At 44.2% G+C, this 22,295-nt stretch carries 19 protein-coding genes; 13 read left to right on the forward strand and 6 right to left on the reverse strand.

Annotated elements, in window-relative coordinates; genetic code table 11:
- Positions 1-43 precede the first annotated feature (43 nt).
- Entirely contained in the window at positions 44-499 is a 456-nt protein-coding gene (locus R7190_RS04775; protein ID WP_017635039.1) for a MarR family winged helix-turn-helix transcriptional regulator, read from the forward strand.
- A 44-nt stretch (positions 500-543) separates the two neighbouring features.
- Here R7190_RS04775 and R7190_RS04780 read toward each other — a convergent pair whose 3' ends face one another.
- Positions 544-1,500: an AEC family transporter gene (locus R7190_RS04780; protein WP_318137522.1), complete on the reverse strand. Its 957-nt coding sequence runs from the start codon at positions 1,498-1,500 to the stop codon at positions 544-546.
- Between the two features lie 601 nt (positions 1,501-2,101).
- On the opposite strand from R7190_RS04780, the gene trpS reads away from it, so the two are divergent.
- Positions 2,102-3,124 (forward strand): tryptophan--tRNA ligase, encoded by a 1,023-nt coding sequence (trpS, locus tag R7190_RS04785; protein ID WP_065274365.1) that lies wholly within the window; start codon positions 2,102-2,104, stop codon positions 3,122-3,124.
- 84 nt (positions 3,125-3,208) lie between these two features.
- On the opposite strand, the gene R7190_RS04790 is transcribed toward trpS, so the two are convergent.
- Together R7190_RS04790 and R7190_RS04795 are read right to left on the reverse strand one after the other, a co-directional pair.
- Positions 3,209-4,165 (reverse strand): ATP-dependent dsDNA exonuclease, encoded by a 957-nt coding sequence (locus R7190_RS04790; RefSeq protein ID WP_186584346.1) that lies wholly within the window; start codon positions 4,163-4,165, stop codon positions 3,209-3,211.
- On the reverse strand, positions 4,162-5,490 hold the full coding sequence (locus R7190_RS04795) for a sphingomyelin phosphodiesterase (protein WP_017634955.1): 1,329 nt from the start codon (positions 5,488-5,490) through the stop codon (positions 4,162-4,164). Before R7190_RS04795 ends, R7190_RS04790 begins: the two co-directional genes overlap by 4 nt.
- A 292-nt stretch (positions 5,491-5,782) precedes the next feature.
- Here R7190_RS04795 and R7190_RS04800 point away from each other — a divergent pair, with 292 nt between their 5' ends.
- Together R7190_RS04800 and R7190_RS04805 are read left to right on the forward strand one after the other, a co-directional pair.
- Positions 5,783-6,049: a hypothetical protein gene (locus tag R7190_RS04800; RefSeq protein ID WP_017634954.1), complete on the forward strand. Its 267-nt coding sequence runs from the start codon at positions 5,783-5,785 to the stop codon at positions 6,047-6,049.
- A 155-nt stretch (positions 6,050-6,204) separates the two neighbouring features.
- Entirely contained in the window at positions 6,205-7,833 is a 1,629-nt protein-coding gene (locus R7190_RS04805) for a methyl-accepting chemotaxis protein (RefSeq protein ID WP_017634953.1), read from the forward strand.
- Between the two features lie 125 nt (positions 7,834-7,958).
- Here the strand turns inward: R7190_RS04805 and miaE are convergent, their stop codons facing one another.
- Both miaE and R7190_RS04815 read right to left on the reverse strand, forming a co-directional pair.
- A complete protein-coding gene (miaE, locus tag R7190_RS04810; RefSeq protein ID WP_017634952.1) occupies positions 7,959-8,729 on the reverse strand; it encodes a tRNA isopentenyl-2-thiomethyl-A-37 hydroxylase MiaE in 771 nt (256 codons plus the stop codon).
- A 97-nt stretch (positions 8,730-8,826) separates the two neighbouring features.
- The gene (locus tag R7190_RS04815) at positions 8,827-9,591 is read right to left on the reverse strand and encodes a hypothetical protein (RefSeq protein WP_005378247.1); all 765 of its coding nucleotides are present in this window, start codon (positions 9,589-9,591) and stop codon (positions 8,827-8,829) included.
- Between the two features lie 313 nt (positions 9,592-9,904).
- Here R7190_RS04815 and cysB point away from each other — a divergent pair, with 313 nt between their 5' ends.
- Positions 9,905-10,879, forward strand: coding sequence for an HTH-type transcriptional regulator CysB (cysB, locus tag R7190_RS04820; RefSeq protein WP_005388967.1), 975 nt, complete (start codon positions 9,905-9,907; stop codon positions 10,877-10,879).
- A gap of 53 nt (positions 10,880-10,932) precedes the next feature.
- Positions 10,933-12,129, forward strand: a complete 1,197-nt coding sequence (locus R7190_RS04825) for a methyltransferase (protein ID WP_017634951.1) — start codon at positions 10,933-10,935, stop codon at positions 12,127-12,129.
- A 93-nt stretch (positions 12,130-12,222) separates the two neighbouring features.
- Here the strand turns inward: R7190_RS04825 and ald are convergent, their stop codons facing one another.
- The gene (ald, locus tag R7190_RS04830; protein WP_005378241.1) at positions 12,223-13,347 is read right to left on the reverse strand and encodes an alanine dehydrogenase; all 1,125 of its coding nucleotides are present in this window, start codon (positions 13,345-13,347) and stop codon (positions 12,223-12,225) included.
- A 156-nt stretch (positions 13,348-13,503) separates the two neighbouring features.
- On the opposite strand from ald, the gene lrp reads away from it, so the two are divergent.
- The 7 genes from lrp to R7190_RS04865 all read left to right on the forward strand — a co-directional run bounded on the left by lrp (position 13,504) and on the right by R7190_RS04865 (position 22,165).
- On the forward strand, positions 13,504-13,998 hold the full coding sequence (gene lrp, locus R7190_RS04835) for a leucine-responsive transcriptional regulator Lrp (RefSeq protein WP_005378234.1): 495 nt from the start codon (positions 13,504-13,506) through the stop codon (positions 13,996-13,998).
- A gap of 152 nt (positions 13,999-14,150) precedes the next feature.
- Entirely contained in the window at positions 14,151-17,198 is a 3,048-nt protein-coding gene (locus R7190_RS04840) for a DNA translocase FtsK 4TM domain-containing protein (RefSeq protein WP_186584344.1), read from the forward strand.
- Between the two features lie 61 nt (positions 17,199-17,259).
- Positions 17,260-17,886, forward strand: a complete 627-nt coding sequence (lolA, locus tag R7190_RS04845; RefSeq protein ID WP_005388103.1) for an outer membrane lipoprotein chaperone LolA — start codon at positions 17,260-17,262, stop codon at positions 17,884-17,886.
- On the forward strand, positions 17,887-19,242 hold the full coding sequence (locus R7190_RS04850) for a replication-associated recombination protein A (RefSeq protein ID WP_318137523.1): 1,356 nt from the start codon (positions 17,887-17,889) through the stop codon (positions 19,240-19,242). It abuts the gene before it with no gap.
- 91 nt (positions 19,243-19,333) lie between these two features.
- Positions 19,334-20,641 carry a serine--tRNA ligase gene (serS, locus tag R7190_RS04855; protein WP_054576393.1) on the forward strand — a complete coding sequence of 436 codons (1,308 nt, stop codon included), beginning with the start codon at positions 19,334-19,336 and terminating at the stop codon, positions 20,639-20,641.
- Between the two features lie 203 nt (positions 20,642-20,844).
- The gene (locus R7190_RS04860; protein WP_186584342.1) at positions 20,845-21,747 is read left to right on the forward strand and encodes an N-acetylmuramidase domain-containing protein; all 903 of its coding nucleotides are present in this window, start codon (positions 20,845-20,847) and stop codon (positions 21,745-21,747) included.
- Entirely contained in the window at positions 21,737-22,165 is a 429-nt protein-coding gene (locus R7190_RS04865; RefSeq protein ID WP_054575142.1) for a hypothetical protein, read from the forward strand. Before R7190_RS04860 ends, R7190_RS04865 begins: the two co-directional genes overlap by 11 nt.
- The last annotated feature ends 130 nt before the right edge of the window (positions 22,166-22,295 follow it).

The raw sequence follows: 22,295 nt of genomic DNA on the forward strand, positions 1-22,295 counted from the left end.
CAGCCTTTTCGGCCGAATGAAAGCCTAAAGAAGAAAAACGACGATGAAAGATCAGAAAATTTCCCCAATTTCCGTTTTGGATCAAAGCCCTATGTTTGTCTGCGGTGTGATGCAGCGCATGTACCGCAATCGTGCCCAAGCCGAGCTGTCTCGGCAAAATTTGATGACACTAGAAATGGCAAGTGCACTGGCCGCTTTAGAAGAATTTCAACCTATGAGCCAGCAAGCGTTGGCTGATGCGGTTCGAACTGAGCGAAGTGTAGCAAAGCGGATGGTGGACAATCTGGAAAAGAGAGGGTTTGTTCAAGTTTCTAAAAGTAAATCGAATCAGCGCCTTAAAATGCTAAGCATGACAAAAGAGGGAGCAAATGCTTTAAAGCAAGTTCATCAAATCATGACGAATTTACAGAAAGAGTTTTTTTCTTGTTTGTCGGAATCTGAAGCGAGTGAATTTTTTCGTCTGGTAAGAAAGCTCACTTTTGCGAATCACGACCAGTAACTGACATCAATGCCGTTTAGCGTCTTTATTTTATCGCGGACCAATTATATTAAGCTGTAGAACTTAAGAAATAGGATGCCCAACGTACAGGTCACGGTAGAAAGCACCGTAGTGAGTGCGATGATATTTGCAGCTAACGTGGCATTGCCTCCCATGGAACGCGCCATGACATAGCTGGCAGCAGCGACTGGAGAGGCGTTCATAAAGAAAAGAATACCTAGCTCAATTCCTCGAAACCCTACTAAGTAAGCTCCCATGGTGATGATGACTGGCGCTACGATGAGCTTGTAACTGCTCGCAAACCAAGATGGACCTTTCTCTTTTCTCATCAAGCTAAAGTCAAGTGAGCCGCCCGTACACAACAGCGCCAAAGGCAATGTCATTTTGGACAAGTAGTCTCCTGCGTCAATAACCACATTCGGTACTGGAATAGCGAGTAAATAAAAAGCCATTCCTAGAACAATGGAGATTATGAGCGGATTCCTAGTCAGTGTTCGGCCCATCATCTTTGCTGCTTGCGAGGCAGACGTTGCCCCCTTGGGCGATAAGCAAATTACCGCTTGGACGTTATAAATAAATGTGGTGACCGCGACATAGAGCGCTGCTAGCGCCACACCTTGAGAACCATACGCATTGGCAACGTAAGCGATGCCAATAATACCTGTATTTGCTCGGAACCCACCTTGGATAAGAACGCCTTGGTCAGGCGATGCTTTGAACAGAAGTTTGACGGAAAGGTAGGTGAAAATGAAAAACGAAATACTAGCGATGACGCCGAAATTGACAAATCCACTTGCCGCGGAAAAGTCGTGTTCTGAAGCCAAAATGCTGACAAATAACATTGCAGGCAAGGTAACTTGAAACACCAGTTTAGAGCCTACTTCGATAAAATTATCGTTGATTAGACCAAAGCGCTTAAAAAGAACGCCAAGTACCAACATCAAACAGATAGGTCCGGTTATCGACAAAGAGAATTGCAACTGATGTAAAACAGCTTCCATGTAAGTATCCGCAGCAAAAGAAAAAAGTGTTCCTGTTGCCTATTAAGCCACAAACCCGGAGGGTAGGACAGTAACGTGATGAAATTTTCTTCTGTTGTAGGTTCCGGAGTCATTTACACTCCAAGTTATGGACGAGGTCCCAATTTAACAAAGCGGTACTGGTCCTACGTGCGATATGTTGGTTAACTCGTTGTCGTGATGCATCCACATGCGTATTAGATGTGAGGGCTGGTCATCGTAGTTATGGATAGGAGTTCATCAATGAAAAGGAAACACAACAAAACTGTACTGTGTGCGTTTGTCTCTGGTTCGGTATTTGGTGCGGTTTTGGTCATTGCGATGTCTTTACCAATGTAATCCTCTTAATTGGCTGTTGGAACACTCACACTAATTCAGTACAAAACAGATTGAGTTCTGCGGTGTGTGCTGTTAGTTTAAAAAACATGAAAATACACGTTCGCCCTTCATTAACAACCTTCTCTTGGTGGCGCTCTAAATAGAGCGGCGCGGAATACTTACATTCTTAAGCTGCTGGATGGTAGCTAAGAGTGTTTGATCTTTTTATCTCCAGTAGCGATCTATTAAATACTTGGAGACAAATATGAATACCCATAAAAATACATCTCAGCGTGAAATTATACTTACCGGAGATCGAGCAACAGGTCCATTACACCTCGGGCACTATATTGGTTCATTGCAACAACGAGTCAAATTGCAAACGGAGCACGAGCAAACGATCTTGGTCGCGGACATGCAAGGGTTGACGGATAACGCGCATAATCCATCAAAGGTATCCTCTAATATTCTCAATGTCGTTGCAGATTATTTGGCTGTTGGTATCAACCCCACTCAAACTACGATCTCGTTGCAGTCTCAAATTCCAGCGTTAGCCGAGTTGACAATGTATTACAGTAATCTTGTTTCTATCGCACGATTAGAGCGAAACCCCACGGTTAAAAATGAGATTCAAAGTAAAGGCTTTGAACGCTCTATTCCTGCTGGCTTTTTAACATATCCAATTTCTCAAGCTGCCGATATTACGGGGTTTCATGCGACGCTAGTACCAGTGGGTGATGACCAACTGCCGATGTTAGAGCAAACTAATGAAATCGTGAGAAAAATAAACCATCTGGGTGGAAAAGAGGTTCTTAGGGAATGCCGTCCATTACTTAGTGATGCACCTCGTTTGCCGAGTACTGATGGCAAAAATAAGATGTCTAAAAGCATGGGGAATGCAATCAACCTAGGGGCGTCTGAAAAGGAGATTTCTGCGGCGGTGAAATCTATGTATACCGATCCCAATCATCTGAAAATTGAGGACCCTGGCCAAGTCGAAGGGAATATTGTATTCATCTACCTCGATGCTTTTCATCCTGATAAAAATTATGTCGAACAGCTAAAAGACCATTATCGACGAGGTGGGTTAGGTGATGGTTTGACCAAGAAAGTGTTAGAAGAATGCTTACAAGAGATGCTTCGCCCTATTCGAGAAAAGCGCGCTATGTATTTGAATGATAAAGCGCAGCTGATTGATATTTTAAAACAAGGTAGTGAGCGTTCTCGCGAGAAAACCGAAAAAGTGCTATTTGATGTGAAAGATGTATTTGGTTTAAATTTGTTCTGAATTAAAAGTAGAGAGTTGAACATAAGGCACGACGGCTGGTTAGCAACGTGCCTTTTTAAGTTCCCAGTCAGTCAAAGCGCATTGTTAAGAAGAAAAAAATTCACGACGAAAATCCGCGACTTCTTGTTGGTAATAGCTTTGCCATTCCGGTTCTGACAAATTTGAATGGCTAGAAGCTCTTTGCGTTCTTAGCTTGGACTCAAGTTGTTGTAATGCTTGTTGATAATCTTTGACTTGTTTTTTTTGCTCTGTAATTTGCTGCTGACGAGCATGAATGTTTTTACTTTCTTCTTTCGTTAAGTAAGTTCGTTCTAGCTCTGCGATGAGCGCCAAGCGATCTGGTAGGCTTATACTATTAGGAATCAGGGTGACCGCACGCTCATATTTTTCCTGGTCGCTTGTTAGCCCGATAGCACCTGCATGTTCTTGCCAGTCAATGGTGAGTTGCTCGAAAGCTCGCAAAAAGTTATCTGGGCTTTGAGTGTCCAGCTTTTGGGCTTCTAAGTTGAAATCGTACAGCGCGAACTCATCCGCGAAAACAACATCAGCCAATTCTCCCCAGATGCTTCTTGCTTCGTTCTTCAGCTGTGCAATACGCGATGCCAGTGATTGTTGCTCATCAAATAACAAATTTCCTACACTCTCTTGCCATTGGCTGCTGAGCTGAGGGTAGTTCGCCAAAAGCTGGAATCGAGCTAAAGATAAATGCGCCTCAAACAAGGCGATCTGCTCTTCACAACTACGGTTCAACATACACTCTTGCCAAAACGTCTCAAGTTCGGCGACAAGTTTCCTGCCTTTGAGTTGAGTTAATCGCTCAGTCGTTATTTGAACTGTGGAAGGGAGCTTAGCGGTTTGTGGTGAAGTATCTGTATCGGGCACGATGCTACTCGTTTGTAGTGATGTACTGGAGACACTCTTATTTTTTGTCTTAGGGAAAGGAGAGGAAGCGAGCTCTTCTTTTTGAACATCGTGACTGAAAGTTAAAAATATCATGCCCGCCATAAGGGCGGACATGATTATCAAAGCGATTTTCTTCATGGCTTGATTGTTGCGCTTACTGGGAAATGGTCAGAAAGGTTATAGTGTTTCCATAAACTCTCTGCGGTTGTGCGCGGCACGTCTACACGGTTGTCATTGAATGATTTCACCCCGTATTCACTACTCACCATAACATAGTCAAGGTATTCCACGTTTTCGCCACCTGATAACGCTTCACCTGCAAAGTTATTGATACGGGGATCAAAGGTTGACTCCGTGTAACCAGAGTACTGAGGTTCGATGGCGCTTAAGTTAGCGATCATTTGTTGGTAGTCACCAGGGAACTTTCTTTTGTTTACGTTAAAGTCGCCGCTGTATACCACAGTTTCGCTTGAAGGAATGTTAAGAGATTGGGCGAGTGCGCGGATTTGTTTGAACTGGCGCTGACGATACTCACGGGCGGTGTCTGTATCGAAAGATGCGGTATGGGTAGCAAACACATGGTAAGCCTGACCACCTTTAATTATTTCCGCATAATTTACGCCTTTATCGGCAAAGCAGTCTGTACCAGAACAATCGGGAAAGACATATTGCGCTTCGTTCACGATAGGGTAGCGACTAACTATGATTACGCCACCATCATGAATATTAACGCCTTCTTTATCTAACATCTTTGTTTGGTAAGGATATTCCTTGGCTAACTCACGTAAGAATGCTTCACGGCCGCTGGCAAACACCTCTTGCAGCGCCAAAACATCGTAACCTTTTACATGTTGAGGAATCAGTTCGTAACGATCTCCAATGTGCGATGCAATAGCCGTCAACGCCCAGATGTTATAAGTCATCAACTTAAGGTTTTGTTCTTCGTTGTCGACAGACTCCGCTACCTTGCTTGGCGTGATGGTGTAGTAAAGATCATCATATCGAGCGGTACTGTCTGACTTAAATGCCAGTTCGGTTTCTCTCGCACCAAAAGCGTTAGTGTTGGCACGATGAATGTTACGATCATCTTTGAGTGATAACTCGACATCGGCTGCGGACAAGCCGTATTCAATGGTCGAATTGTACCAATGGCCTTCCATTATTTGATTGAGTGTTATGCTTTCACCTTCAGGGCTAGAAACCACCGTTTCAAAACGGTAAGTTTGATTTGATTTCACGCCCTCCCAACGGTTGAAGCTTAATACAGATTTAGTTTCCCACGGACCAAGTACCTGCACATGTTGTTGCCACTCTTCTCCGTATTGAAGCAAATCACTGCCTTCATGTTTTACTTGAATAGTTAACGGTTGATCAGAGTTATTCGTTAGGTAAACGTCGGTATCTGCAATGCAGGGTAACGCTATCAAGCTACTTAATAAAAGGCTCCACTGCGAAAATTTCATCTTATTTTTCCATCATTTGAACTAGAGCAATCATTCTTGTTTATAAATGTTACTTGCACGTTAAATATGGATGACATCTAAGCCAGCGCTGAAAATTGTTATCAGAATGTGATCTTTATTCAATGGTTAGGATGGGGGTATTGAGTGTGTGGCCGTTGAAGCGGTGGAAAAATAATACCAACAGTCAACGAATTGCATTCACTGCAATCAAGCTGTCATCTTTGCTCTATAAGTTGTGCGGCGTCATTCATCTAGCCATATGGCTAGAACTCAAATTGATAGATGGAGCACCATGGCTAGAGCAGTAAATCCAACCGATGAAACCATCATTAAATTGTTACAAGAGCAAGGTTTGATTAGAAGTGAAGCAGAAGCACGTTTAAAGAAAGAGGTGTACCGCTTGCAACCTAATGAGATAGCAAAAGTAAAAAATTATGCCCAGCATTTTGGGATAAATGCGAAAGAAAAGCTCATCGATGAGATCTTGGATCTGCGCCGAGAAGCGCTCATGAAAAGATGTAGACACAATACGGAGCATGCGAGCCTATCTCTAAAATAGCATGTGATAAAACTATCAATTACTGGTCAAGATTTGATCTCTCAAGCCGATGTATATAAGAGCGTTCAATGATATCGAGCGCAAAAAACAGTGTGTTTTAGAGGTTAAGCTTTCACTTAAGTGAGAGGTTTGGAAAGGCTGCGGGGAGAAAGTGCATGCGTATTAAAGACTTAAGTGTCGTAAAGAAAATATCGGTTAGTTATTTAACCGTTTTTGCCGTGTTTGGTTTAGTGTCAGTAATGTTGGTGCAAGGTTTGTTAACACTGAATAAAGACATTTCAGTGTTAACAGATAAAAGTTTACCTTCTGTTGCGATTTTGAAAGGTATCCAAGTTGATATTACTAAAGTGCGTAAAGATGAGTTCTCTTTATTGCCAAACGCAAATCACCCCAAAATTGGTGAATGGTTAAAAGGCCTCGACCAATGGCGTTCTGATGTGCAGGCTGGTATTGCAGAATACGAAAAGCTCGACCTTAATAAGCGTGAAACGCAGTCCTTTAGCGTTTTTAAAGAAACTTGGAATCAATACATCAAAGAAACGAAGACTTACAACGTATTGCTAAGCCAAGGCGATGCTGAAAGTGCAAATGATGTAATTTTATCAAGTTTCGATACCTACTCAAAAGCGTTGAGCAGCTTGGATGATACCCTCGCGTTGAACGATGAGTTGGTGAATTTGATTGGCGAAGAAGTACAAAGTGAAGCGGCATTTACACAATACAGCGCTGCTGTTGGTGCGCTTGTCGTCGCATTGGTCATGGTAATGTCTGCCATGTTGCTTTCTCGAGTCATCTGCGGGCCTGTTGATCGAGCACTGGAATTCGCTTCCAAAATCGCCAAGGGTCAATTGAATAATCAAATCGACGAAAGCGAATTGAGCAAAGACGAGTTAGGAACGCTGCTCAAAGAGCTTGTCGGTATGCAAACAAACTTACATTCGTTGGTTTCTGAGATTAATGACTCAACGATTCAGCTAACGGCAGCAGTAGAGGAAGTGAGTGCTATTTCTTCTCAGACCGCTTCTGGTATGCAAAATCAACAAATTGAACTTAGCTCGGTGGCTTCTGCGATGACAGAAATGCAAGCTGCTGTAAGTGAAGTGGCACAAAATACCGAAGTTGGCGCAACCTCTGCTTATTCGGCTGCGGAAGTGGCAAAGCAAGGAACGGTGACGTTACAACAAACTATCGCAGTAATTGAGCGTGTATCACATACGATCCAAGAATCAGATGAACTGGCACGTGAGCTTGAATCGAGCTCAAACAATATCAATGTGGTCGTAGATGTGATCCGCGGGATTGCCGAGCAAACAAACTTGTTAGCACTGAACGCCGCAATTGAAGCCGCTCGGGCTGGTGAACAAGGACGTGGGTTTGCTGTTGTGGCAGATGAGGTTCGTTCTCTGGCGCAACGCACTCAAGACTCCACTTCACAAATTGTGGAAATTGTTAATCAACTACAAGAGAGCAGCAGTAAAATAGGGCATTCAAGCCGTGATTGTCAGGAGGGTATTTCTCAGTGTGTTGAGCAAGTTAATGATGCTGATAGCCAGATAAAAGAAATTGAACATTCTGTCGATAACATAGCGCAAATGAGTACACAAATCGCAACGGCGTGCAGTGAGCAGAATTCTGTATCCGAAGAGCTGAATCGCAGCGTGGAGCATATTAATAGTGCTTCAACAGAGATGGCTGAGGGAGCTTCACAAACGGCTGTGGCTTGTCAGCAGATTAGTAGCCTAGCGCACAACTTGAAAACTCGAATGGGTTCATTCCAGCTCTAGTTGTTGTGTTTCAGCTTTATTCCTAACCTCATTGCTACAATAAATAAGCCGGACGAAATGTCCGGCTTATTTATTCTCTGTCTATATAAGTTCAGAGTATGCTCAACCTTGGGAGAATATGCTCGCTAGGCTGGAATACCACTGTGAAACTTAAAATCTGTATCTGGCGTAGAAATTAAATCTGCCTCTATACGTCCAAAGTAGGCGATGCGCTCGCTGATATCTTTGCCTGCGATTTGCTCCGCTAATACAAGATAATCCTGGTAATGGCGTGCTTCTGAACGTAATAAAGAAATGTAGAACTTTGCGATATCGTCATCCATATGTGGTGCTAGTTTGGCAAAACGCTCACAAGATCGGGCTTCGATGTACGCACCAATGATGAGTTTATCGATCAGCGTTTCCGGCTCATGAGTCTTCATATGCGAAATCAGTCCTTTAGCATAACGACTTGCTGGAATATTTTTGTACTCAATTCCACGACTTTCCATGATCTCTAAAACTTGATAAAAGTGGTGTAACTCCTCTTTTATCAAAAGCACCATCTTATCGATCAAATCTTGGCTGTATGGTGAGTCGGACTTAGCCATGATTGACTTAGAAATATTGCTCTTGCCTTTTAAAGTTTCCAATGAGCCTACGTTACGGTAAGCAAAATCTTCGTAGGGCTTAAACCAGTCAAGTAGAGCATGTGAACTGGATTGGTCAACGGCATACTTACGAATTAAAAACATGGCAGATTGGCCAGCTTTTAGTTCGCACAGTAGGTGGTCTAACAAAATGGTTTGAAGGTTCTCTGGTTTCTTTGCTTCCTCTACCCATTCATCAGGTGTACTGCATCGCAGAAATTGGTTAATGGGAGCAAGAAGATCTTGATAGGCGTCTAGATTCATCATTTTAGTTTTAGTACTTCACATTTTTATTGGGCATATCCGTTGTCTTGCGGATAGAAAAAAGGCTGCAATTGCAGCCTTTTTTGACCTGAAGTGAATGTTACCACTTTTTCTTCTCGCCGAAGAGAGCTTCCATGTCATTGTCACGCTCTTTGTCAGCAATCTGCTGCATTTCGGCATCGCTTTTATCTTGGCGCTTTTTATCTAAGTCACCTAACATCTCTTCAAGCTTTTGTTTCGCTTGAATAGAATAAGGATCGCTCTTAGTGCTCAAAGCATCGATACCTTTACGCAGCAGTTGAAGCGCGGTGCCTGGTTGGCCACGAGCGATAGAGTCGTTTGCTCTTTTGATGACATTTTCAATGTTGATGCGAATTTGCATCGTTTCCAAGCGCGCATTTTCGGTGACGTAAGTCTGGGTATCCAATCGGCCTTTGTTGTGCTCGTTACGGATAGTGTCGCGAAGTCGTTTAACCAGCTTAAGCATGACGATAGCTTGTTTATCACTACTCGGCATCTTGAAAGTGGTACTCTCGCCAGTAGGACCATTCTCTTTTAGCTGCGTAATCTGCTGCTTCATATTTTCGATACGTTGAGCAAGTTGCTTGTTCTTCGGGTCCAGCTCATGCATGCTCTCTAGCGCGTCAAGAATACGATTGTTTAGACACAGCAACAGCTCTTTACTAAAAGGGATATGGTGCGCATGACCAATCAACTCTTCAGTACCATCTATCAAGGCTACATATCGCGCTGATTCCTGCCTTTTTGCGGTTTCAACTTTAACCTTATATTGCAACATAATGTTATAGCCTAGGATTAACACCAGTAGGATGGCTACCAAAGCGATTATTAAACCAATATTCATATCTTTGCGTCTGCTTTACTTTTCTGCGGCTAGCGTTAAAGAATACATGAATCTTATCTTACTCGGCACCTTATTTGTTTGATTATTTTGTCTCTCCCACGTTTTAGTTACTGATAGAAGTCACATCATAGAACTTCGGTCATTTATTGGCTCAACTTTGTGCATATTGTTTCTTGCTTGAAGATTATTAGTATGTGATTGAGGTATAAGTTAGAAATTGCTGTTCATTTCGATTTGAACGCGTTATAACTAATTATTATATCGCTCGCTTGAGTGGCCAATAAACTCTCTCATGAATAAGTAAGGGATTACGATGAAACTGCAGCAGCTGAAGTATATTGTTGAGGTTGTAAACCATAATCTGAATGTATCTGCAACGGCGGAAAGCTTATATACCTCTCAGCCAGGTATTAGTAAACAGGTTCGGTTGCTGGAAGACGAGTTAGGTATTCAGATTTTTGAACGTAGCGGTAAGCACTTAACGCAAGTGACGCCAGCTGGAGAAGAAATTGTACGTATCTCTCAAGAAATTCTCGCTCGTGTAGAAAGTATCAAAGCGGTGGCTGGAGAGCACACCCATCCAGAAATGGGGACGCTGAATATCACCACGACACATACGCAGGCTCGTTATGCACTGCCAGATGTCATCAAAGGTTTTACTTCTCGTTATCCAAAAGTGTCGTTACACATGCACCAAGGTACACCGTCACAAATGTCTGAGGCGATAGCTAAAGGCACTGCGAATTTTGCGATTGCGACAGAAGCTCTTCACTTATATCAAGATGCCATCATGCTGCCTTGTTATCACTGGAATCGTTCAATAGTTGTGCCTAAAGACCACCCACTAGCGAAGAAAGACAAAGTAACGATCAGTGATCTTGCCGCTTACCCATTAGTCACTTACGTGTTCGGTTTTACTGGTCGTTCAGAGCTGGATACAGCATTCAACCGCGAAGGTTTAACCCCGCGAGTGGTGTTCACGGCAACTGATGCAGACGTCATTAAAACTTACGTTCGTATGGGTATTGGTGTGGGTGTGATTGCAAGCATGGCTGTGGATGAAGAGCAGGACGGTGACTTGGTTGCAATAGATGCGAGCCATTTGTTTGGCGCGAGCACCACGAGCATCGGCTTCCGCCGTGGTACATTCTTACGCTCTTACATGTTCGATTTTATGGAGCGTTTTGCACCGCACTTAACGCGTCCAGTGGTTGAGCAGGCGATTTCGTTGAAGTCTAATGCAGAAATCGAAGAGATGTTTAAAGACATCGAGCTTCCGGTGAGATAACACTTCATTGATGTTTCGATTCCCTCTACAATGCGCTCGTTGTAGGGGGAGCTATGAAAACGCAATTTCAGTTTATTAATGACTGCTTAATCGAAAACCAATCTTTGTGGCGATTCGAGCCTTTTAAAAGCAGCATTCACACATCATTACCTTGGCAGGAGCAACATCCTCGACTGTGCCAATGGCTAGCGTCTCTTACTCCCTCTCAAATCGAAGAATACAAAGCAGCACCAGAACTCGCGTTAAAAGCACTTAGTCCGTTTTTGCCTGAGCTTGAACAACTCGCAGAACTGACTCATTTAGAGCTTTTGTCGTTAAACGGCTTGGAACTCGCTCGTGGTTTAGATAACGGTATTCCGGGACGTAAGTTGGAGCAAATTAGCTCGATGGGTGAAGCTGCAATTCAACAACACTGTGGCGAAGAATGGCTAGAATGGTGCTCAGGTAAAGGTTACTTGGGGCGAATCCTGACAACGCAAACCGATCAGCCTGTAACCAGCTTTGAATACCAACAAGCACTGTGCGATTCGGGGCAACAAGCAGCCAATGAACATCATTGGAAGATGACGTTTATTCAAGGCGACGCGTTTGATAGCAAAGCGAAAGCCGTGTTTAAGCCAACGCAACACGCAGTAGCACTGCATGCATGCGGTGACCTTCACGCTCGTCTAATGCAGTACGGCAGTGAAAATGGGATTGCTGCGATGACCATATCACCTTGTTGTTACCACTTGATTCAGTCGGAACAATACCAGCCGATGTCGGAATCGGGCAGGGCTTCTTCTCTCTCATTGTCTAAGCAAGAACTGCGTATCCCATTACAACAAACGGTGACAGGAGGAGAGCGCGTGCGTCGTCATCGTCAGCAGGAAATGATGTTTCGTCTTGGGTTTGATTTGATCACGCGACAAGCTTTGGGAATGGCAGAGTATCAGCCTGTGCCGAGTATCCGTAAGTCGCAATTAAGTGATGGTTTTGAATCTTTATGTCGCTGGGCAGCGGAGCAAAAAGGCATTGTTCTTCCTCAAGAAATCGATTTCTCTCATTTTGAAAAGTTAAGCGAACAACGCTTCTGGCAAATGGAGAGAATGAGCTTAGTGCAACTTGTTTTTCAACGTCCGTTGGAGATCTGGCTCGCATTAGACAAAGTGCTTTATCTTGAAGAACGTGGTTACCGTGTTAGATTGTCAGAGTTTTGCCCTAAATCGGTCACACCTAGAAATATTTTAATTTGTGCATATAAGATTTAGTTATTCTTTATAGCCAAACGCTCTATATGAAAAAGCCCACTTATGAGTGGGCTTTTGTAAACAAAACGTGACAAGTTATGTTTTATTTTGTCATTAATTAAACATAGCGATAGCTTGAGTTGGTTCAACGTATTCCAAGTCAAAGCTTTCTGCTACTTCTTTACATGTTACTTTTCCGTGAATAACGTTTAGACCTTCAAGGAAGCCTTTGTCTTCTAGAAGTGCTTCGCGGTAGCCTTTATTTGCTAACTTCACGATGTATGGAAGCGTAGCGTTGTTGAGTGCAAATGTTGAAGTGCGAGCAACTGCGCCAGGCATATTTGCTACACAGTAGTGAACCACTTCATCAACGATGTAAGTTGGATCTGCGTGAGTTGTCGCGTGTGAAGTTTCGAAACAACCGCCTTGGTCAATTGCCACGTCAACCACTGCTGCACCAGGCTTCATCTTAGCAATGTGCTCTTTAGTGACCAGTTTAGGTGCTGCTGCGCCAGGAATTAGAACGGCACCGATAACAAGGTCCGCTTCTAGAACATGCTTCTCGATAGCGTCTTCAGTAGAATAAACCACTTTTGCGCGACCTTGGAATTCTTCGTCAAGCTTACGAAGTGTGTCTACGTTACGGTCTAGAATGGTGACGTCAGCGCGAAGGCCAACCGCCATACGAGCAGCGTTTGCACCAACAACGCCACCACCAACGATAACGACTTTTGCAGGTTCAACACCAGGTACGCCGCCTAGGAGCAGACCACGACCGCCGTGCGATTTTTCCAACGTTTGCGCACCAGCTTGGATAGACATCCGACCTGCCACTTCTGACATTGGTGCTAACAGTGGCAAACGACCCATATTATCTGTTACAGTCTCATAGGCTATACAGACAGCTTTGCTCTTGATTAGCTCATCAGTTTGTGGAAAATCTGGTGCTAGGTGTAAATAAGTAAATAAAATTTGCCCTTCGCGGAGCATTGCTCTCTCTACTGCTTGGGGTTCTTTTACTTTTACAATCATGTCTGCTTGCGCAAATACGTCAGCAGCATGAGGGAGAATGGATGCGCCGACAGCGATGTAATCATCGTCTGAAAAACCAATGCCGGCACCTGCATTGGTCTCAACTAAAACTTGGTGACCATGTGAGATGAGTTCTCTCACGCTAGCTGGGATCATACCAACACGATATTCGTGATTCTTGATTTCCTTAGGTACGCCAATGATCATCCTGTATCCTCTTTCTATAATGGTTGTATTAACTGTTAGTAGGGTGTTATTGTCGAATTAATAACTAGTATAGTTATAGATTTGTAAAATTTGGCACCAAATATTAAAAAGTTGTAGTATATTTTTTTGCAAGGAAGTAATAAGGTGGAATAAAAAATGGCAGACAACTATAAAAAGCCGTCCAAGGAACTAGACCGTATCGACCGCAACATTCTTAATGAGCTGCAGAAAGACGGTCGTATTTCAAACGTTGAGCTTTCAAAACGTGTGGGACTTTCTCCAACGCCATGTTTGGAGCGTGTACGTCGCTTAGAGCGTCAGGGTTATATCACAGGGTATACTGCATTATTGAATCCGCAGTTCCTGGATGCATCACTATTAGTATTCGTTGAGATTACGCTAAACCGTGGTGCGCCGGATGTGTTTGAGCAGTTTAACTCAGCTGTTCAAAAGCTAGACGACATACAAGAGTGTCATCTTGTTTCAGGTGACTTTGACTATCTTCTTAAAACCCGTGTATCAGATATGGGTGCTTACCGCCGACTATTGGGCGATACGTTACTACGTCTACCTGGCGTAAATGACACTCGCACATACGTTGTTATGGAAGAAGTGAAACAATCTAACCAGCTTGTGATCAAAACTCGTTAATTTCTTGCAAAGAAAGCGGTATATGCTTCCGCTTTCGCCAGAGAGTAATTGGGTTTTTCTCCTTGATATGGTTAAATCAATTTACCGAGCGGCTTGATGCCGCTCGGAATGTTTTGCAATTTCCTATTTCATTTCCATATTCAAGTTGATTTATGTTCAAAGAGAACGCAAAGAAAGTCGAAACCATTATCAAAACCAGTGAAGAGCCCCAGTCTTCACGCTTAAATGGCTTCCAACGCTTAAAAGAGTGCTGCTTTATCGTTGGCGTTCTTAGCTCGGTATTGCTTGCGGTTGCACTATTTACCTTCAGTCCGGCCGATCCTTCTTGGTCCCAAACCGCATGGGGAGGGGATATCGATAATGCTGGTGGCCTTTTCGGCGCTTGGCTAGCCGATACTCTATTCTTCACATTTGGCTCTCTCGCTTACCCAATCCCTTTCTTGCTAGCGGCGGCTGCATGGGTGATTTGCCGTAAACGAGGAGAAGATGAGCCCATTGATTTCATGCTTTGGGGTACAAGGCTGCTCGGTCTTGTCGTCCTTATTATGACCAGTTGCGGTCTTGCCGATATTAATTTTGATGACATTTGGTATTTTTCATCCGGAGGTGTGGTCGGGGATGTGTTGTCTAGCCTCGCTTTACCTACATTGAATGTACTCGGTACCACATTGGTACTGCTGTTCTTGTGGGGAGCGGGCTTTACGCTCTTCACTGGCATCTCATGGCTTAACATCGTGGAATGGCTTGGTGATCGTGCGTTAGCACTAATTGCCGCGCTTGCAAATAAGGCAAGAGGTTCAGAGCAGGAAGTTTTAGAACCTCAGCTTGATGAGTTTGTAGAAGACAAAGTCTCTACGCCTAAACATAATGTAGACCATGAAATTGATGATGAGCCGCTTCCTCATTTAACGGCGTACGATGTCGATGAACCGAAAGAGTCGGCGCCAGCGCATGAGTACCCTATTTATATGCCGCAAGCTAAACCTGATAAGCCTGCGCAACAGGCGATGGTAGAACCGACGCCACCACAACGCAAGTCTACGGTTAATGCTGCGCCAGTTTATGCTGAACCTGAGCCTCAAACACAACCTATCCATACGGTTAACACTGATAACGTTGATCCGCTCTTGGAACGCACCAAGCAACTGAATGTTACGATAGAAGAGCTTGAAGCAGCGGCGCAACAAGCAGATGACTGGGGAACTGAAGAACAGGCAGCCCCATCATTTGCAGACACTTACTCTTCCTATGTAGAGCCACATACAGCTACAGAAGAACCGATCAGTGTTGAACCAGATTATGCGGAGTACGAACAATTTGAAGCAGAGCAAGTACAGCAGCCAAGTATTGAGCATCCTGTACATGAAGAGCCTGCAATTGATTCTGCTGTATTAGATAGCATCACGGCGCAAACAGAATCGAGCCAACATATTGAGCCTACGATCTCTGACTTTGATGTGTTAGATGATGAAGACGAAGTGGAATCTCAGCCTGCACAGCAAGCACAGCCAACAACGCCTCATCAGCAAGCAGCAACACCTTCAACAACATTTGAACCTGCACCTCAAAAAGTGGAAGTAGAAGAGGTCCAAGACAACGACCAAGACGTTACCGCATTCCAAGATATGGTTTCCAATGCGCAAGCCAAAGTCGCTGCAACACAGAACCCATTTTTGGTACAGAAAGAAGAAAACTTGCCAGTTCCGGAAGAGCCACTCCCAACGCTCGAGTTGCTTTATCATCCAGAAAAACGTGAAAACTTTATCGACCGTGATGCGCTAGAGCAGGTCGCTCGATTGGTAGAGAGCAAACTCGCTGACTACAAAATCAAAGCCGATGTGGTTGGTATTTATCCTGGTCCAGTGATCACTCGTTTTGAGCTTGATTTGGCGCCGGGGGTGAAAGTAAGTCGTATTTCTGGTCTTTCAACTGACTTAGCGCGTGCATTGTCTGCGATGGCGGTACGTGTTGTGGAAGTAATCCCTGGCAAGCCTTACATCGGTTTGGAACTGCCAAACATGAGTCGTCAGACGGTCTATTTATCTGATGTCATCAGTAGCCCTCAGTTTGAGCAAGCAACGTCACCAACAACGGTTGTGTTAGGTCAAGACATTGCGGGCGAAGCTGTGGTGGCAGATCTTGCGAAGATGCCACACGTGCTAGTAGCAGGTACAACAGGTTCTGGTAAGTCGGTAGGTGTGAACGTGATGATTTTGAGCATGCTGTATAAAGCAGGCCCAGAAGATGTACGCTTCATCATGATTGACCCGAAAATGCTAGAGCTTTCTATTTATGAAGGTATCCCTCATCTTCTTTCTGAAGTTGTGACTGATATGAAAGACGCATCAAATGCTCTACGTTGGTGTGTGGGCGAGATGGAACGTCGTTACAAATTGATGTCGGCATTAGGTGTACGTAATGTGAAGGGCTTCAACGAAAAATTGAAGATGGCAGCAGAAGCGGGCCACCCAATCCATGACCCGTTCTGGCAAGAAGGCGACAGCATGGATACTGAACCGCCATTGCTAGAAAAGCTGCCTTACATCGTCGTTGTTGTTGACGAATTTGCTGACCTAATGATGGTGGTAGGTAAGAAAGTTGAAGAACTGATTGCTCGCTTGGCGCAAAAAGCGCGCGCGGCAGGTATTCACTTAATTCTTGCGACTCAGCGTCCATCGGTTGATGTTATTACCGGTCTAATTAAAGCGAACATTCCAACTCGTGTTGCGTTTACGGTATCGACTAAAACGGACTCTCGTACAATCCTAGATCAAGGCGGCGCAGAATCACTACTTGGTATGGGTGATATGTTGTATCTACCGCCGGGATCAAGTCATACAACTCGTGTTCACGGTGCATTTGCATCAGATGATGATGTTCATGCTGTTGTAAACAACTGGAAAGCGCGTGGTAAACCGAACTACATTGAAGAGATCATCAGTGGAGATCAAACTCCAGAAAGTCTATTGCCAGGTGAGCAAATGGAAGCGGATGAAGATGTAGACCCGCTCTTCGATCAAGTTGTTGAGCACGTGGTTCAATCACGTCGAGGTTCGGTTTCCGGTGTTCAGCGCCGATTTAAGATAGGTTACAACCGTGCCGCCCGTATTGTAGAGCAGCTTGAAGCGCAGGGCATCGTAAGTGCTCCGGGTCATAACGGTAATCGTGAAGTACTGGCACCTGCGCCACCAAAAGATTAATGAACTTGTGTTACTCACCTCAGTCCAACTGAGGTGAGTGGTTCTAATAATAGGTATCTGAATGAAAAAACTATTTTCAGCGAAACTTTTCTCTGCGCTTGTTTTAAGCTTTTCCCTCTTTTCTACCGCACACGCAGCATCTCCTAAAGATGAATTAAACAAACGCCTTTCTATGAATGATGGCTTCAGTGCGGATTTCTCTCAGCAGGTTATCAGCCCTGAAGGCGAAACGGTGATGGAAGGAGAAGGTACGGTTGAAATCGCTCGCCCAAGCCTGTTCCGTTGGAGTACAACATTCCCCGATGAGAACCTATTGGTCTCTGACGGTAAGACATTGTGGTACTACAGCCCATTCATCGAGCAAGTGAGCATCTACTGGCAAGAGCAAGCAACAGAGCAAACGCCATTTGTTTTGCTAACGCGTAACCGAGCAAGTGATTGGAATAACTACAAAATATCTCAAAAAGGTGACCAGTTCACTCTCATTCCTACCGCAGTAGACTCCACACAAGGTCAATTCCAGATTAATATTGATGCCAAAGGTGTGGTGAAAGGCTTCAACGTGGTTGAGCAAGACGGTCAAAAAGGTTTGTTCACCTTTAACAACGTGAAGCTGGGTAAACCAAAAGCAGACAGATTCACATTCACAATTCCAAAAGGTGTGGAAGTGGATGACCAAAGGAATTAATTGGTAGTGAGTAATTACACATTAGATTTCTCGGGGGACGAAGATTTTCGTCCCCTTGCTGCTCGTATGAGACCGGAAACAATCGAGCAATACATTGGACAGCAGCACATTTTAGGCCCTGGTAAGCCACTGCGCCGTGCGCTAGAGGCGGGTCACATTCACTCGATGATCCTTTGGGGACCACCAGGCACAGGCAAAACGACATTAGCGGAAGTGGCTGCAAACTACGCCAATGCTGAAGTAGAGCGTGTGTCTGCCGTAACGTCTGGTGTGAAAGAAATCCGTGCTGCAATCGAGAAAGCACGTGAGAACAAAATGGCGGGTCGCCGCACCATCTTATTTGTGGATGAGGTGCATCGCTTCAACAAATCTCAACAAGACGCGTTTTTACCGCATATCGAAGATGGCACGGTTACCTTTATTGGTGCGACGACAGAAAACCCATCGTTTGAGTTAAACAACGCATTGCTGTCACGTGCACGTGTCTACAAGCTAACGTCTCTCGATAAAGATGAAATCTCACTGGCGCTGAATCAAGCGATCAGTGACAAAGAGCGTGGCTTGGGCAATACACCCGCACATTTCGCTGATAACGTATTAGACCGCCTAGCAGAACTGGTCAACGGTGATGCTCGCATGTCTCTCAATTATCTTGAGCTGCTCTACGACATGGCAGAAGATAATGCGCAAGGTGAAAAAGAGATCACGCTTAAGTTGCTGGCTGAAGTGGAAGGGGAGAAGGTCTCTCGCTTCGATAACAAAGGTGATATCTGGTATGACTTAATCTCTGCGGTCCACAAATCCATTCGTGGCTCTAACCCAGATGCGGCGCTTTACTGGGCTGCACGTATGATTGCTGCGGGTTGTGATCCTCTTTATATTGCCCGTCGATTACTTGCGATAGCATCGGAAGATGTCGGCAATGCGGACCCTAGAGCCATGCAAGTGGCACTCTCCGCGTGGGACTGTTTTACACGCGTTGGTCCAGCAGAAGGTGAACGTGCGATTGCACAGGCGATCGTGTACTTAGCGTGTGCGCCAAAAAGTAATGCCGTTTACGTTGCTTGGAAACAAGCGCTAACGGACGCTCATAACTTACCTGAATATGAAGTGCCGCATCACCTTCGAAATGCGCCAACCAGTTTGATGAAAGACATGGGTTATGGGGCTGAGTATCGTTATGCTCACGATGAGCCTGGTGCTTACGCAGCAGGTGAGCAATATTTGCCGCCTGAAATGGGCGATCGTAGGTACTATCAGCCGACAAATCGTGGTCTGGAGACCAAAATCGGCGAAAAGTTAGATTACTTGGCTACTTTAGACGCAAATAGCCCACAAAAGCGCTATGAAAAGTAGGCGTTTTTGGATACATTTGTTTAGTAAATTTTTTTAACGCGTACGCTTGGAAAGTGCGCGTGATTTCACAACAAAAAGCATAGGATTAACAATGCTGGATTCTAAATTACTTCGTACAGAGCTGGATGAAACAGCTGCTAAACTGGCGCGTCGTGGCTTTAAGCTAGACGTAGATACTATTCGTAAACTTGAAGAACAACGTAAGTCCATTCAAGTAGAAGTAGAAAATTTACAATCCACGCGTAACTCCATCTCCAAGCAAATCGGCCAAAAAATGGCGGCTGGCGACAAAGAAGGCGCAGAAGAGATCAAGAAACAAATCGGTACGCTAGGTAGCGATCTTGATGCGAAGAAAGTTGAACTTGAGCAAGTAATTGCTCAACTAGACGAATTCACGCGTTCTGTACCAAACATCCCAGCAGATGAAGTGCCAGATGGCAAAGATGAAAACGACAACGTTGAAATCTCTCGTTGGGGTGAGCCAAAGTCTTACGACTTCGAACTGAAAGATCACGTTGACCTAGGCGAAATGGGCGACGGTCTAGACTTCGCAAGTGCAGTTAAGATCACTGGCGCACGTTTCATCGTGATGAAAGGCCAATTTGCTCGTCTACACCGTGCAATCGCTCAGTTCATGCTGGATCTTCACACTGAAGAGCACGGCTACACAGAAATGTACGTACCTTACCTAGTAAACTCTGACAGCCTATTCGGTACTGGTCAGCTTCCTAAGTTTGGTAAAGATCTTTTCCACACTGAGCCGCTAGTAGAAAAAGTAAACGACGAAGAGCCACGTAAACTGTCTCTAATCCCTACTGCAGAAGTACCTGTAACGAACCTAGTTCGTGACACGATTTCTGACGAAGCGGATCTACCAATTAAGATGACAGCTCACACGCCATGTTTCCGTTCAGAAGCAGGTTCTTACGGTCGTGATACTCGTGGTTTGATTCGTATGCACCAGTTCGACAAAGTTGAGCTAGTACAAATCACTAAGCCAGAAGATTCAATGAACGCACTAGAAGAGCTAACAGGTCACGCTGAGAAAGTTCTACAACTTCTTGAGCTTCCTTACCGTAAAGTGGTTCTATGTACAGGTGACATGGGCTTCGGCGCTCGTAAGACTTACGACCTAGAAGTTTGGGTTCCTGCTCAAGAAACTTACCGTGAAATCTCTTCATGTTCTAACATGTGGGACTTCCAAGCTCGTCGTATGCAAGCGCGTTTCCGTCGTAAAGGCGAGAAGAAACCTGAGCTTGTACACACGCTAAACGGTTCTGGTCTAGCTGTAGGTCGTACAATGGTTGCTATCCTAGAAAACAACCAAGAAGCAGACGGCCGTATTGCAATCCCTACAGTACTTCAGAAGTACATGGCGGGCGCAACGCACATCGGTTAATTCATTAACCACTAGAACACCAAAACCCAGCCTTAGTGCTGGGTTTTTTGTTATCTGCGTCGAGTGAAAATACGTTGTTATGTAAATGTAGGATGAGGTATTGCATAGTTAGCCTAAATTATTAAAACCAGTCCCTAATGATATTTTTCTAAGCTTCATTGAGCATGACAAGCTCCTCCAAAATATAAAGAGGAGGTACTTTCATGGCTTCAATAAGAGTAAGCGGCTCTGTTGGCTTGGGTGGTAAAAATGTGGATGGTGACATTCGTACGGTACAAAGGTCTATTAACCAATTGCTTGGTTCTTTAAAGGGAGTAAAGGAACTTAAAGTGGATGGGAAACTAGGCTCTAGACCGGAAAACTCCAAAACTGTCGGCGCAATTAAAGCTTTTCAGAAAAACCTTGTTGGGATGGCTCGTCCAGATGGAAGGATAGATGTGAATGGAAGAAGCCATCGTAAGCTGAATGATTATTTAAAACGAACACCTGAGACCGCGGTGGCATATACGTTACCTTTGGTTGGCTCAAGAGATGCGTTGACGGACTTGGATTATCGCAAAGTAGCTGAAACTCTTGGATGCGAAGTCGCTGCTATTAAAGCTGTAGCGGAAGTTGAGAGCCGAGGAGAAGCCTACTTTAGCAATGGTAAGCCAAAGATTTTGTTTGAGGCTCATATATTTTCGAGACTCACTTCAAGAGCCTACGATAACAGTCATCCAAGTATTTCAAGTCGGCATTGGAATCGAAGTCTTTATGTTGGTGGTATCTCAGAATACGTACGTCTAAATAAAGCGATTGAACTGAATTCAAATGCAGCAATCCGCTCCGCATCTTGGGGACGTTTCCAAATTATGGGCTTTAATTTCAAGTTAGCTGGTCATGTTACCGCTGAATCCTTTGTTAAAGCTGTATTCGAGTCGGAGAAGAAACAACTTGAGGCTTTTGTTACGTTTATCCAAAAGTCTGGCTTAGGTGAGCATATAAGAGATAAAAATTGGGCTGCCTTTGCTCGTGGTTACAATGGTTCTGAGTATCAGAAAAATCAATACGACGTCAAATTAGAAAAGGCTTACAAAAAATATGCTTCGATTAAAAATGCTGCGTAACATTTCTTTGCTTGGACTTATTTTTAGTTCATCTGCTTGTGCTTTCAGCCACACTAATACTGCGCTATTTAAGTGTGATGCTTCACATCCTAACCGTCTAGAAATATCAATAGAAAACATAAACAGTCAGGTTCTACTGTCGGAGCTTAGCTTAGGGGGGAGCAGTATTGAAAGATCTTTAGTTATAAAGGACTTTAAATTAGACCAGTATCATCGAGCGTTGGTAGATGAGAAGTCACTGGAATTTAGTATTGGTGAGCGCGTCATATTGGTTAGTGAGTACTTTAGCGAGGAGTTTGATGAGGTTGAGAAGATACTCAGTGTTACTTTGAGAGAGCCTGAGCAAACGCAGTATTTTGAATGCGAGGAAGGGAGTATGAGTAACCTTGCATTGCTTTTCCATGAGAGCGCCGAATAATCGATTACAGAGTAATTATTACTAAAACGTAATAGTGTTTTCGTATTTACCTTAATTATCTTGTTATTTGTAATTGATATAATCATCCACCTTACCACGGTAAGTAGATTTTCTCATTCAAGTAACGAGG

It is taken from the genome of Vibrio sp. 1078-1 (assembly GCF_033340475.1).